Here is a 15143-nt window from a genome sequence, read left to right on the forward strand (position 1 = left end):
ATTTAAAGATATGAAGATAGCCCCGGGCCTTGCTGCCGCGAGCGGTAAGCGGGTCTTCTTCCTTAATGTATATCCAGCCGGGACGCAGAAGGCGGGCGGCATAGCCTTTGGTTTGTTGGAGTGATGAAGAGAACATCAGGGTATGGATATCCGGCGGTGCTTCTGGTTTTTCCAGCTCTTTGCCGAAAAAGTTCACATAAGCATAGCGAACCGGGTAAATCGGTTTAACATCGCAGTCACAGGGCTGAATATAATTATCTACCTCAAGATTTTGCGGGAACAGTTCGTAAGCTTTTTCTATTAATTTGTCAAATTCTTCCTGAATATTGATGGTCATAATATCTCCTTTGTTGTTAATCTAAGGATGTCATGGATACACTGCGGCTACTCTTATTATTCAAAAAAGTCCATACAACCAAAGGCTGAGAATATTTTCACTGGTTACAATCCTGAATAAGTTCATTGTTCAAGCAGTGAACTTACGCAAATGATTTAACAACATTTCAAAAAGCTGTTTGGAGGAAATAGGATACAAAAATAGGGCCGGATCTTGCTTGAAACGGGAGAAATCAGCAGGGAAAAATGTGGGTTTTCTCGCGTCAATTCATTCATATTACATTTTATTTGTAAAAATTTTTCCCTATTGACGTCTTTAAGATTCCTCATTTCTACCTCTGTTTTTCACGTTAGAAAGTTAATATAAATTTATATTTATCCTCAATAAATATCAAAATTGATAGTTTAAGTAAATGTAAATTTTTGCTCAGAACAGTCAATAATATAAATTTTATAAATGTTTAAGTAACATAATTATTTAACTTATTTCAGTAAGTTCTTATTCCAATAACTACAAATTGCCCATCTATGCTGGAGAATAAATGATGGACACAGAAATCGTCATGTAAGTAAATGTAGGTAAGTAATAGGTGAGAATAATGCTCTTCGGTCGCGCTGACGGGTTGTATTAGGAGTGGCCCGAACAGTGCCCAGATTTGCTCTATAACGAATAAAAATAGACTAATTGATATAAGTCTCTTAGTTTGAATCCGAATAAACCTTTGCAAAAATCCCCTATCTTATTAAGGTAAAGAAAATAAAAATAAAGTATTAATAGGTAAAATCTATTGCAAAGATTAGTATTTTATCCTTTATTGGTGTACGCTAATTCTTTATTCTATATCTAATTTTTACATAAACCTCGTAAAACTACAGGAGTAACTCATGGTTCTGGTAACTCGTCAAGCCCCTGACTTTACAGCAGCAGCAGTCCTCGGCAACGGCGAAATAGTTGGGAATTTCAACCTGAAAAAACACCTGAATGGTAAACCTGCGGTTATCTTTTTCTGGCCAATGGACTTTACTTTCGTATGCCCTTCTGAGCTGATCGCATTTGATCACCGCTACGAAGAGTTCAAAAAGCGCGGTGTTGAAGTTATCGGTGTTTCTTTTGATTCTGAATTCGTCCATAACGCATGGCGTAAAACTCCTATCGATCAAGGTGGTATTGGCGAAGTTAAATATGCAATGGTTGCCGATACTAAACGTGAAATTCAAAAAGCATACGGCATTGAGCATCCAGATGCGGGTGTCGCTCTGCGCGGTTCTTTCCTGATCGACAAAAATGGCGTGGTTCGTCATCAAGTCGTTAACGATCTGCCTCTGGGCCGTAACATTGACGAAATGCTGCGTATGGTTGACGCATTGCAATTCCACGAAGAGCACGGTGATGTCTGCCCTGCACAGTGGGAAAAAGGTAAAGAAGGTATGAGCGCCTCTCCAGATGGCGTAGCTAAATACCTGTCTCAAAACGCTGGTAAACTATAACCTTAGATATTACCCATATTCAGACCAGCCGGTTATTCCGGCTGGTTTTTTTATCACTGAAATTCCTCGTTTTGCCACCTTGCGCACAAAAACTCCCTCTTCCTGATAACCATCGCCATTTATAATTAAATTTACAATTGTTTAACATTAAAATCAGTGTAAATAAAACAGCTTATTACAACTGACGAAAATAACCTCGCCAAAAAACAGGAGCTCGCAATATGTCGAAAACATGGAAAACACCACTGGCAATCTTATCCTTGCTTATCTCATCCCATCTTTATGCCGCTTCGCAACCGGCTGTTGAAGCTAAAAATGGTATGGTCGTTTCAGCCCAACACCTTGCTTCACAAGTGGGTGTCGATATCCTCAAAATGGGAGGAAACGCAGTTGATGCAGCCGTTGCCGTTGGCTATGCCCAAGCCGTTGTTAATCCATGTTGTGGAAATATCGGTGGTGGTGGTTTTATGACAATTCATTTGGCGGATGGTACCAATACTTTTATTAACTTCCGCGAAACCGCGCCAAATGCAGCAAGTGCCGATATGTATCTGGATAAAGAAGGCAATGTTATTAAAGAATCAAGTTTATATGGTTACCGCGCGGCCGGTGTGCCTGGAACTGTGATGGGGTTAAACAGCGCCCTAAAAAAATATGGCAAATTAAGTCGTGAACAAGTTATGGCGCCTGCGATTAAGCTGGCACGAGAAGGATTTATACTGACCCGCGCAGACACTGATATTCTGGATACTTCAATCAAACGCTTCCGCAAAGATCCAGAAGCAGCCCGTATCTTCCTACGCAAAGATGACTCTCCTTATCAACCGGGAGACAGGCTGATACAAACCGATCTAGCGAATACGTTGGAGTTAATTGCTAAAAAAGGGCAGGAAGCTTTCTATCACGGAAATATTCCTAAACTGGTCGCCGAAGCAGCTAAAAAATCCGGCGGCATTATTACCGAAGCTGATTTTGCCAACTATAAAATCTCAGAAACAACCCCCGTCACCTGTAACTATCGCGGTTATAAATTTATCTCTTCACCGCCACCGAGTTCAGGTGGAGTAACCATGTGTGAAATTCTGAATATCTTGGAAGGTTACAACCTCAAAGAAATGGGATTTAACTCGGCTAATTATATTCACACACTGACAGAAGCCATGCGTCATGCCTACATGGATAGAAATACTTACCTTGGCGATCCAGAATTTGTTAAAAATCCCATCGATCGCTTATTGAGTAAGAATTACGCTGAATCTCTACGTAAAAAAATAGAACCAGGTAAAGCAACATTATCGGAGAATGTTCAGCCAGGTATTGGCCCCCATGAAAAACCAGAAACTACTCACTACTCTATTGTCGACAAAGAAGGTAATGCGGTTTCAACCACCTATACTATCAACGGACTTTTCGGCGCTGTCGTCATCGCCCCCGGGACAGGTTTCTTCCTCAATGATGAAATGGATGATTTCACCACTAAAATTGGTGAGAAGAATCTTTATGGCCTCATCCAAGGCGCGACTAACTCTATTGCCCCAGGTAAGCGCCCACTATCCTCGATGAGCCCGACACTTGTCACAAAAGACAACAAGATATTCCTTGTTCTGGGTTCACCCGGCGGCTCCCGTATTATCTCTATTACCCTGCAAACTGCCTTAAACATCATTGAACACGGGATGCCTCCTCAAGAAGCGGTTAATAGCCCCCGCATTCATCATCAATGGCTACCCGACGAAGTTTATTATGAGCAACGTGGTATTTCTAAAGACTCGTTGAATTTACTAGAAAAAATGGGATACAAGATGGTGGAACAGATACCGTGGGGCGCTGCTGAAGTGATTATGGTGGGTTTACCTAAAACCGCTGGCGATTCAGCTAATTCTTCAGGCAATGATGCCGCCGTATCTGGTAAAGTGCGTGAAAACCATTTTTATGGCGCCAATGATGTCCGACGCCCGGCCGGTGCGGCTATTGGTTACTAATGACCAAAATGACCAACAACTAAAAAAATAGCTAATCTGTGTAGGCAATATCGGGATGGGATATCCTTTTTTCAGGAACCCCATCCCATACTTTCCCTGAACATCCGACGATGGCAAACAGTCAGAGAAACAAACATCATCACTGATGCATTTGCGTCTCGCGGGTACCAGAGCGCCCTAAAACACGGTCATAAATACCAGCTACAACTAAAACCAACAGGGATGGCGCTAACCAAGCCAACCCTTGGTCCGCCAGTGGTAAACGTGTTGCCCAGTTTGGTAACAAATAAACCAGTGCTTCAGATGACTTAATCGCATCCAAAATACCAAATATCAGACTAATTAACATTACTGGAGCCAAAATGCGGGTAAAATTATGCCACCAGCACAGCGTAAAACTTAACACAATCAGAACGATACAAGGTGGATAAATAGCTGTCAGTACCGGTATAGAAATCTTAATCAAATGACTCAAACCAAGGTTAGAAGTCAACATGGAGAATCCTCCAAGGATCAAAACCAATGAACGATAAGACAGGGGCAAATAGCGGCTGAAAAACTCAGCACATGCACAGGTTAATCCAACCGCCGTCACCATACAGGCGACAAAAATCAGCACAGCCAGGAAAAGACTGCCAACACCACCAAAAGTATGATGAACATAGGCATGCAAAATGACCGCGCCATTTTCTGCATGAGGCACTAACGATCCACTACCGGCCCCCAATTTGAACAGGGAAAGATAAACCAGTATCAGACCAAGACCGGCGATAAAACCTGCCCACATTGCATAACGGGTTAATAATGAAGATGCGGCAACGCCTCTTGAACGCGCGGCGTTAACAATAACAATCCCAAACACCATCGCTCCCAGCGTATCCATCGTCAGATAACCATTGACGAAGCCACTGGAGAATGGGATTTGCTGATAAACATCAATCGCTGGAATTGAATCACCGGCCGGCCAAAGTAAAGCAGCAACACCAAGTATACCTAACGCCAACATCTTGATAGGCGCTAACACATGCCCGACAGTATCAAGCAAACGGCCTGGGTACAGGGAAACAGCAATTACCAACAAAAAATAAATAAGACTGTAGATAAACAGGGGTAACTCGCCGGTACTGGTAAGCGGGGCAATACCTACTTCAAAAGAGACAGTTGCGGTCCGTGGGATAGCGAATAAAGGACCAACAGCCAAATAACAAACTGTCGCCAGCAGCAAACCAGCAACTTTACCAATAGGTGAACTCAGCTCTTCAATACCACCGCCAACTTTTGCCAACGCGATGATTGTAATGACGGGTAAACCAACCGCAGTCGCTAGAAAGCCTAGTGCTGCTAACCAAACATATTCACCTGATTGTAACCCCACCATAGGGGGAAAAATGATATTTCCCGCCCCCACAAACAGAGCAAAAGTCATAAATCCTAATGCCCAAATATCCTTAGATGATAAACGATGTGTCATAATGATTATTAATATTTTGTTACCATATTTATGGCCTGAATAATATAAATACTGCCAATAGCTAAGCCCATATTGACAATATTGAACCCTAATTTAACGATTCATTATCAAAATAATATTCACCAAGTATCTGTTGAAGACAGATTTATAGCAGTTATTATAGATAGAATCGCCAACAACTGCCCACAAGTAAAACTTTTATAGTGCCAGAAGGCAATAGATAAACCAGAATGCAGAAGTATATGCCGTACTCTTTTTCAAAACTAGTGATTGCTGTTAGCTATCATTGAATAAACACTATATGATTTGCGTTTTTTTTAACCTGAAAAAATAATAATCAATTGCGAAGATTAATTATTACTGTTAATCAAACTATTCCTATCTCTGTTTGCTGGTTATTTTGACAGGTACCATCAATCCTGTTGGTAAAGTAAAACTAAAGATCGTCCCTTTCCCTATTTCGCTGGAAATTTCAAGATGAGAATGGTGATGATGTAAGGCATGTTTCACAATCGCAAGACCGAGACCACTTCCTCCCGTTTGTCTGGAACGCGCTTTATCCACCCGATAAAAACGTTCGGTCAAACGAGGTAGATGTTCAGCACTGATGCCTTGCCCATTATCTTTCACAGTAAATTCAGCGCCGTGGGAACTCTTTTTCCAACTGACATCAATCTGAGTCCCTTTCGGGGTATGGTTAACCGCGTTATAAACCAAATTCGACATTGCACTACGAAGCTGCTCTTCATTGCCGAACACTTTAAGTCCTTCACTAATATCAAAATTAATCTTATAACATTCATTACCCAGTGCCGAGGCTTCCTGACGCAATACTTTAAGCATCAAAGGCACATCAACCACTTCATTCATATCAATCTGGGGAGCGACTTCAATTTTAGACAGTTGCAACAATTGTTTCACCAAACTGTCCAGCCTTCGGGTTTGCTCCTGCATCGTATGCAGCGCTTTCTTATTTAGCGGATTATCCTCTGCCTGATCCTGCATCATTTCCAAATAACCCTGCAAGACGGTTAAAGGGGTACGCATTTCATGGCTGACATTGGCAAAAAAGTCACGACGGGCATTTTCCAGTGTTCGCTTTTGAGTCACATCTCTGGCAACCATTAAAAACTGTCCCTCAGTATAAGGCATCACCCGGAACTCAACGGTAAAACCATTATTTAATTCAATGGATAAAGGACGTGAAAAATCTCTGGAAAGGATATACCGGCTAAAATCAGGGTAGCGGAGTAAATTAAAAATATGCTGTCCATTGTCTTCTGGCCAACGAAAACCGAGTAAATGTTGCGCCAAACGGTTACACCAGAAAATATTACCTTCTGTTGTCATCATCACAATGGCATCGGGCAATGATTCCGCTCCGCTCCGAAACCGTTTGATCAACAATGCCAGCTCACGACGCCGTTTTCGATTCCGTTGCTGCATCTGGTGAATACCATAGAAAATTGGCTCCCACCCTCCTCTCCCCGACGGCGGCAACATACTGCGATCCAGCCATAGCCAGTTCGACAGTTTCAGCAGATTATAACCATGCCATATCAGCGCAAAAAACACCGAAACAAATAAACACCAAGATAAATGACCAATAAATATCGACAAAATTAACGCAGGCAAACAAAAGAGAAACAGTTCTGAAACCAGCTTCTTCCAGGATAAACGTTCTAACACATTAGATTCTCCGGTGCGTGGATTTAGTAACGGGTAGAAAAACGGTAACCCGTACCACGAACGGTCTGCACCATTTTATCATGGCCGCCAATCTCTAATACTTTACGTAAACGGCGGATATGGACATCAACAGTTCTATCTTCAACGTAAACGTTTGCTCCCCAAACATAATTAAGCAACTGTTCACGGCTATAGACCCGTTCAGGGTGAGTCATAAAGAAGTGCAATAATTTAAATTCCGTCGGCCCCATATCCAGTGCTTTATCCTGGCTGGTCACCCGATGGGAGGTTGAATCCAAAACCAAGCCATTCATTTCGATAATATCTTCCATGACCATCGGTGAAATACGCCGTAATACCGCTTTAACTCTAGCAACCAGCTCTTTAGGAGAAAAAGGCTTGGTGATATAGTCATCCGCCCCAACTTCGAGGCCACGCACCCGATCTTCCTCTTCACCGCGGGCAGTCAGCATCATCACCGGAATATCACGGATATTATTATTCCGTTTCATCTGTTTAATTATCTGCAAGCCAGAGCCGCCGGGAAGCATCCAATCCAATAACACTAAATCAGGATATGGCTCAGATAAACATGCCAACGCAGAATCATAATCCTCTGCTTCTACCGGCTGATACCCGTTTTTCTCCAGAACAAAACAGACCATCTCACGAATCGGAGCTTCATCTTCAACTACCAGAATGCGTCTTGCCATGATTAATCCCGTTAATATATTGAGTTGACATCCACTACGCCCTAAAGAACGAGGTTTTACGGCGCACCTGATAACAGCCTAATTTGAAAAAGCATTATGCGTCAGTTTTATGACAAATTTATGAAATCCTGCCTTGGTTATCCGCTATCTGCAATCTATTTCGCAATAATTAATTTAACAATTGTCATATTTCATAATGAATGCGAAGCCGCTCGGAGATATATTCAAGAGATCGGATTTAAAAGCGACATTCAGAATACAGCGATTATAATCATGCTTCACTTTAACCAATGACGGCGAAACTATGCGTATTATTCACACTTCGGACTGGCATCTCGGCCAATATTTTTTTACAAAAAGCCGGGCTGCTGAACATCAACATTTTCTGCGCTGGCTGATTAAACAGATCGAAAACTACCAGGCCGATGCATTAATTGTCGCCGGAGATGTATTTGATACCGGCTCACCGCCTAGCTACGCCCGCGAGCTATATAATCGCTTTATCGTTGAACTACAGCCTACCGGTTGTCAGTTAATTATCCTTGGCGGCAACCATGATTCAGTCGCAACATTAAATGAATCAAAAGAACTCCTTTCCTGCCTGAATACCACCGTTATCGCTCACGCAGAAAAAGATCCACAAAAACAGATAAAAGTCCTCACCACCAAACAAGGCAATGCCGGTGCGATTCTTTGTACAATCCCTTTTCTGCGGCCAAGAGATATTATGATCAGCCAAGCTGGTCAGTCAGGAGAACAAAAACAAGTCGTATTACAAGAAGCCATTGCAAAACACTATCATCGACTCTATCAGCAAGCGTGTGAATTACGTGATGAATTGAATTTGCCTTTACCTATCATTGCTACCGGACACCTAACGACCGTTGGCGCCACGGTTACAGATTCAGTGCGGGATATTTATATCGGTACATTGGACGCCTTCCCGGCACAAGCGTTTCCGCCGGTAGACTATATTGCCCTTGGGCATATTCACCGGCCACAAATCGTGGCTAAATCTGAACATATTCGCTACAGCGGCTCCCCGATTCCTCTTAGTTTCGATGAAATCGGGCAAGAGAAAAGTGTCTGTTTGGTGGAATTTACCCAAGACAAACTGGAATCTATTAAGCTTTTACCCATTCCACAATATCAGCCTATGCAGCTTATCAAGGGCGACCTACAACAGATTGAGCAACAATTACAAACTTTTAATGACCATCAAGGAGAGCAGCCCGTCTGGCTGGATATTGAAGTTGCCACCCAAGATTACCTCCATGATATTCAGAAAAGAATTCAATCAATGGTTGCAGAGCTTCCTGTCGAAGTCATTCTGCTGCGACGCAGTAAAACACAGCAGCAAAATAGGCTAGCGCAAGAAAACAGAGAAACCCTGACAGAACTTAGCGTTAATGAGGTTTTTGCCCGACGACTTGCCCAATCAGCACTCGAAGATGAAGAACATAAAAGACGTCTGACTACTCTTTTCGAACAAACAGTGAACGATATCTATCAGGCTAAAAACAAGGAGGAGCAGGCATGAAGATTTTGAGTCTACGGCTAAAGAACATTAATTCATTACAAGGTGAATGGAAAATTGATTTCACAGCAGAGCCGTTTGCCAGCAATGGTCTGTTCGCCATAACCGGCCCTACCGGTGCGGGTAAAACCACCTTGTTGGATGCGATCTGCCTTGCGCTTTATCACGAAACCCCACGCTTAACGATTTCTACCTCACAAAATGAGCTGATGACCCGACACACCGCGGAATCATTAGCTGAAGTTGAGTTTGAAGTGAAAGGTGTCGCTTACCGTGCTTTCTGGAGCCAACGACGAGCGCGTAATCAACCGAATGGCAATCTGCAAGCCCCTAAAGTAGAACTCGCCCTTAGCAGCAGTGGCAAAATTCTGTCCGATAAAATCCAGGATAAAAAAGAGAAAATCATTGAAATTACCGGATTAGATTACGGCCGTTTCACCAAATCTATGTTGCTCTCCCAAGGGGATTTCGCCGCTTTCCTCAATGCTCAGCCAAACGAACGGGCTGATTTATTGGAAGAGTTAACCGGTACTGAAATTTACGGAATTTTATCTCAACAAATCTACCAACAACATAAACAAGCACAATCAGAGCTGGATATTCTGCAAGCCAAAGCATCCGCCATTGATTTGTTAACAGCAGAACAACATCAACAATATCTGGAACAACAGCAACAACTCACCCATGCTGAATCACAACTCAATCAGCAGATAAAAACAGTGCAACATTCGGCACAATGGCTGACACGTGAAGAAGAACTTGAGCGACTTGTTACTGAAAATAACGCTTCCTTACAACAGGCAGAAAAGGCGCTTACTCATGCAGAGCCGCAACTGCAAAAACTGGCTAGCAGTGAACCCGCAGAAACATTGCGCCCATTGCTGGATGATCAAAACCGAACGCAATATGAACATCAGAGAATCAGCAAACAGTTGGCAGAGATGCGTCAGCAACTTCATCAACAACAACAGACACTCACGCCGATACAGCAAAACGTGACTCATGCAGATTCTGCCAGAGCCGCACACCAACAACACCGGCAACAACAAGAAAAGCTGATAACAGAACAGGTGATTCCATTAGATCATCAAATTGCGGTGCAGATTAAAGAGCTCAATCTTACTCAGCAACAAATCAACGAACAGAAAACCGCACTTGAAAACCGCTGTCAGCAATATGACACCGCAAATCAGCGCGCCCTATCATTCACCAATCAAAGAAAACAACTGGAAAACTATTTCGAACAACAACCTTATCATCAACATTTCGGTGAAAAGCTGGCTTTTTGGCAACATCAATTCTCTTGGCGGCAAGAACAGCAGCAACAAATTGATCACCAAACGCAAAAAATTGGCGAACTCACCGCCGAAATCGCGCAACTTAACGATAATCTGAACAAACAAGGAGAAGATTTAAAACAACAGATTGAAAATAACCAACCGCTGGAACTGGCATTTGAGCAGGCCAAACAACAATTTTTTACTCTGCAAAAGCAATATTCGCCGGAGAAATTAAAAAAACAATTAACTCAATATCAGGAACAGCTACCGCTGCAACATAAACTGGAAATCCTATCGCCGCAAATCTTGCAATTACAAGTCGCTATTGCCAGTCATCATATTCGCTTACAACAACCGGAAAAATTATTAAAGGAACTTCCTGTTCAAATTGAATCCATCGATAAACAACTCTCAGACAAACAGCAACATTTAGCCGATCTGACTCAACGTATTCAGTTAGAACAAAAGATTGTCAGTCTGGAAAAAGAACGGACACAACTCAAGGAAGGCTCTCCTTGCCCACTGTGCGGTTCTGAACATCACCCTGCCATTCAAGCTTATCAAAATATTGAACTGCCAAAATCAGAACAACGGTTAAAAGATTTACGTCTGCAATTCGACGAGTTACAAGCCACCAAAATATCATTGGTCAATAAAAAAGAGTTCCAACAGCAACAATACGACCATATTTTGCAAGAAATTGCTGACGCTGAACCACGACTGAATGTATTAACTCAACAATGGCAGGAAACTTGCGCAACATTACAGATCGACATTTCTCTTTCAGATAAACCCGCTCTCGAACTATTTGTGCAACAAAACCAATCTGCTCATCAGCTTTGCCAAACCCAATTAACCGAACTTGAACTAGCAGAAAAAACGTACCAGAAAACAGAAAAAACAGTGGCCGCTCATCAAGAACACGTTAAAGAAATTGAGCGAAATATTGAACTGAGTAAGCATCAATACAATACACAGAAAAAACTCTTATCTGAACGACAACCAGAGATACAACAGCAGCAGCGTAAATTGACGGATGTCATCGAAAAAATGACGTCAGAATTACAGCAATATGATTTATCACTGCCAATGTTGAATGAAAGTGAAAACTGGCTGCAACAACGTAGAAAAGAGTGGCAGGTATATCAAAACTGTCATGAAAACTGGCAACAGATCCAAAAAGAAGAAGCGGTTATCCAAAATCAGATTGAATCATTGCATAAACAGAAAGAAGAATATGTATGCCGTTTAAACGAGCTTAATCAAACAGCACAACAGCAGAAACAACAACTCGCAGAGACACAACAACAGCGCAAAAAGCTATTTGGTGAACAATCCGTTACAGAAATCACTCAGGCATTACAACAACAATCTCAAAAGCTGGAGGAAATGCACAAACAAGCATTGTCACATCTGCAACAAGCGCAATCCAGCATCAACCAACTAACCGGCGCCATTCATGAGACAGAAAAAAACTGTCGCCAATCTGAACAACAAAAACAGCAGGCAGAACAGAACCTTAATGTCGCGTTAGCTAAAAGCTCATTTACCGATCAACATGCCCTTGAAGCGGCACTGTTATCGCAAGAACAACGTAAGGAATTACGACAACTCAAAGAACAGCTTGAACAACAGCAGATACAAGCCAACGCCCTATGCCAGAAAGCGATAGAGGCCCTGCAACAACATCGGAAAAATCGCCCTGAATTACTTGATCAATATACAAAATCACAACTGACTGAACAGTTGGAAAGCCTTATTGATGAGCTAAAAAGAAACACCTTACAACAAGGAGAGCTGAAAAACCTGCTTGGTAATGATGCAACACGCCGTCAACAGCAAAAATCCTTATTGGAAGAGATCAGTCATTGCCAACAAAATTATGATGACTGGAGTTATCTTAATAACCTGATTGGTTCGGCTGATGGCGCTAAATTCCGTCGTTTTGCTCAAGGATTAACACTGGATCATTTGGTTCATCTCGCCAATCAACGGCTGAAAAAATTGCACGGACGCTACGATTTGCAACGTAAAAACAGTGATGGTCTTGAACTGCAAGTGGTTGATACCTGGCAAGCCGATGCTATTCGTGATACCAAAACGCTTTCTGGCGGCGAAAGTTTTCTGGTCAGCCTCGCCTTGGCTTTAGCACTATCTGATTTAGTCAGCAATAAAACCAGTATCGATTCACTATTCCTGGATGAAGGCTTTGGCACACTTGATCAAGAAACCCTTGATATTGCGCTTGACGCGCTGGATCATTTAAATGCTTCCGGTAAAACCATCGGTGTTATCAGCCACATTGAAGCCATGAAAGAACGGATACCCGTGCAGATCAAAGTTAAAAAAATTAATGGGCTTGGGATAAGTAAACTCTCCCCTGAGTTTCGTTATGGTAAACAATAGCGGGAAACAATAAAAAGTATTCCTAAAGTGAATTGATTTCCGCCATTTTTTCCTTGAAAAGGATACTCCCGCCAGCATAAAGGCGGGAAAGAAATTTCGGCAAGGCATTACCCTTGCTGATTTTGAATGTATTGCGTGGCTTACTCTCACCAACATACATCAAGAAACAAGAACATCCAACGAAATGATAATTCTTCGAGCTGTTTGTTATCCCTCTTCCCCTGATGTTAAAAGCGCGTTTTACTCATAATTAACATTCAGGAAGGAGAAGTCCGCAGGTTTTGTTAAAAACGATAGGTTTAACAGGTTTAACAGGTTTAACAGGTTTAACAGGTTTAACAGGTTTAACAGGTTTAACAGGTTTAACAGGTTTAACAGGTTTAACAGGTTTAACAGGTTTAACAGGTTTAACAGGTTTAACAGGTTTAACAGGTTTAACAGGTTTAACAGGTTTAACAGGTTTAACAGGTTTAACCTTAATAACTCATAAGCCGTTGACAACCCCTTTTAAAAATAAAGTTTTTTCCATCATATAAAATTTCAGGTAGCGTATTGTCTATTGATTGATTTTCTCTAATAACGCCTTATTTTCATCATCGATAGTAAAAGGTTTGTTAGATTAATCATCCAGAAAGGCGATAACAATTAAGTGGGTATTTAAATGTAAACCGAGAGCAAAAATAGTTTATAAAAATAACAACACAAATTGATTTTAGCATGAGATTACATTAAAGGCATGAAAAGAGACACGGCTTAAATTGAAGTATTTACAGGGTCTATTGTAAATAACCAGATTCGCATTCTGTTAAATCATTTTTTTGGATCTTTATGCCAACTTCCGATGAGCAATTATTTAATATTTTATAAACAAGTCTATTTCCCGATTGAGAACGTTATTAAAGCCAGTCTCTTTAAGAAAACAGCTTACCTAATCTATTCATATTCTTATTTATTCCCCCTGATTACATAAACATTAATAGAGTCAAGTTTTTTTCACTGATGGTTTTATGATTGGCAGATTTTAAATAAGATTCCAAAATAGCGCCACACCTTATACCACTCATAATTCCATGTATAACAACGGGTTGGATAAGACTATGTGTAGCAGAATTATGAAACGCTATTTAAACTGTTATTAAAACGCATTATTTTAACATCGGATTTTAACCGGTATAAAATTTTAAATGGTATTTTTACCACTTTCGACGTCTGCTTTCTATTAAGTTTAATCATAACCGCTCTCTATTTTTACTGATCATAATAATCACTTATCTGTTTGGACATTCATTCTTTTTTATCCATTATTTCCCAACGCGCATTAATACTGACTCTGTTTTACCGACAATCTTGAGTGGTTTTAATAAGCCCTACTATTTATTTTATTAATAAATCAGTCAGTAAATGGCCTGATGATATAAAGATATCCCTTTATGTTTTTTCAGATAATTAATTCAACCATTATAACTTAAACCCTATTAAACTAATCTATCAACCAATTTTTTATTGCGTTATTTTTATAGATTTTCTCGTAAAATAACAACAAAAAAGCATCTGAATATCCTCCTGTTAGTTATATAAAATCTTTAACATCTCCCCATTATCACTTTTAAATAATTGTATCAGATTAGGTAAACGTAAAATAATCGAAGGATAGTATCGCAGATAAATGTATTAAATATGACAGAAAGTCGGATTTTTTTAGCCACTCTGTATTATTTTAAAATCTGGCATTAATGAAGCACCTATTTTTTCAGTCCTTAGCTAACTAATCCCCCTTGGATTCATATAATAAATAAAATATTAAGGTATAAATTTCTTATATCTTTTCATAAACATAAACGACTTATAGATTAATTTCACAGGTAATAAGGAATATGCAATAGGAATAACAACTACTACAACAGAACGAGTATTTGTTTCCACAAACAACTCACCTAATCGCTCTCCCTATGCTATTAGGGTGTCATTTCGTCCTCTATAAAGTTGCTTCAGTATGACCGGTTTCAGCTTCGCTGGGCAAACGTAAAAGTCCCTCGTATAGCCATCATCCTGAATAAGAATAAAAATGCCGATCTTGAACATCGGCATTTTGCTGTGGAAGAGAAGATTAATTTAATGCTTTAACGCTTCAATTTTATCCCGGCTCAGGCCGGTACTGGTGACAATAATATCTAAACTCACGCCATGCCGTAATAAGGCACGAGCCGTTTCCAGTTTACCTTCCTTTCGACCTTCCTCTCG

9 protein-coding genes and 1 pseudogene are annotated in these 15143 nt (G+C 40.9%); 5 read left to right on the top strand and 5 right to left on the bottom strand.

Annotation, left to right across the window (positions count from 1 at the left end; genetic code table 11):
* Positions 1 to 337: toxin VasX (locus tag EAE93_RS20240; protein WP_332009516.1), on the bottom strand; the 337-nt coding region annotated here is incomplete at its 3' end.
* Positions 338 to 1221: 884 nt separating this feature from the next.
* Between EAE93_RS20240 and EAE93_RS20245 the strand changes: the two genes are divergently transcribed.
* Both EAE93_RS20245 and ggt read left to right on the top strand, forming a co-directional pair.
* Positions 1222 to 1824 carry a peroxiredoxin C gene (locus tag EAE93_RS20245; RefSeq protein WP_036808784.1) on the top strand — a complete coding sequence of 201 codons (603 nt, stop codon included), beginning with the start codon at positions 1222 to 1224 and terminating at the stop codon, positions 1822 to 1824.
* A gap of 221 nt (positions 1825 to 2045) precedes the next feature.
* Positions 2046 to 3806 carry a gamma-glutamyltransferase gene (gene ggt, locus EAE93_RS20250; protein WP_214040431.1) on the top strand — a complete coding sequence of 587 codons (1761 nt, stop codon included), beginning with the start codon at positions 2046 to 2048 and terminating at the stop codon, positions 3804 to 3806.
* A gap of 139 nt (positions 3807 to 3945) precedes the next feature.
* On the opposite strand, the gene brnQ is transcribed toward ggt, so the two are convergent.
* The 3 genes from brnQ to phoB form a co-directional block, all read right to left on the bottom strand.
* On the bottom strand, positions 3946 to 5277 hold the full coding sequence (gene brnQ, locus EAE93_RS20255; protein WP_040151667.1) for a branched-chain amino acid transport system II carrier protein: 1332 nt from the start codon (positions 5275 to 5277) through the stop codon (positions 3946 to 3948).
* A 378-nt stretch (positions 5278 to 5655) separates the two neighbouring features.
* Entirely contained in the window at positions 5656 to 6966 is a 1311-nt protein-coding gene (gene phoR / locus EAE93_RS20260; protein ID WP_036808774.1) for a phosphate regulon sensor histidine kinase PhoR, read from the bottom strand.
* Between the two features lie 23 nt (positions 6967 to 6989).
* Positions 6990 to 7679, bottom strand: coding sequence for a phosphate regulon transcriptional regulator PhoB (gene phoB / locus EAE93_RS20265; RefSeq protein WP_036783259.1), 690 nt, complete (start codon positions 7677 to 7679; stop codon positions 6990 to 6992).
* Between the two features lie 304 nt (positions 7680 to 7983).
* On the opposite strand from phoB, the gene sbcD reads away from it, so the two are divergent.
* From sbcD to EAE93_RS20280, 3 genes are all read left to right on the top strand, one after another.
* Positions 7984 to 9219: an exonuclease subunit SbcD gene (gene sbcD / locus EAE93_RS20270; protein WP_036808771.1), complete on the top strand. Its 1236-nt coding sequence runs from the start codon at positions 7984 to 7986 to the stop codon at positions 9217 to 9219.
* Positions 9216 to 12902, top strand: coding sequence for an AAA family ATPase (locus tag EAE93_RS20275; protein WP_214040432.1), 3687 nt, complete (start codon positions 9216 to 9218; stop codon positions 12900 to 12902). The genes sbcD and EAE93_RS20275 overlap by 4 nt, the downstream gene beginning before the upstream one ends.
* Before the next feature lie 281 nt (positions 12903 to 13183).
* The gene (locus tag EAE93_RS20280) at positions 13184 to 13438 is read left to right on the top strand and encodes a hypothetical protein (protein WP_214040433.1); all 255 of its coding nucleotides are present in this window, start codon (positions 13184 to 13186) and stop codon (positions 13436 to 13438) included.
* Between the two features lie 1576 nt (positions 13439 to 15014).
* Here the strand turns inward: EAE93_RS20280 and EAE93_RS24785 are convergent.
* Positions 15015 to 15143, bottom strand: a pseudogene (locus EAE93_RS24785) (ISNCY family transposase); the annotation flags it as partial.

This window comes from Photorhabdus akhurstii (assembly GCF_018448925.1).
In the GTDB taxonomy this organism is placed as follows: Bacteria; Pseudomonadota; Gammaproteobacteria; order Enterobacterales; family Enterobacteriaceae; genus Photorhabdus; species Photorhabdus akhurstii.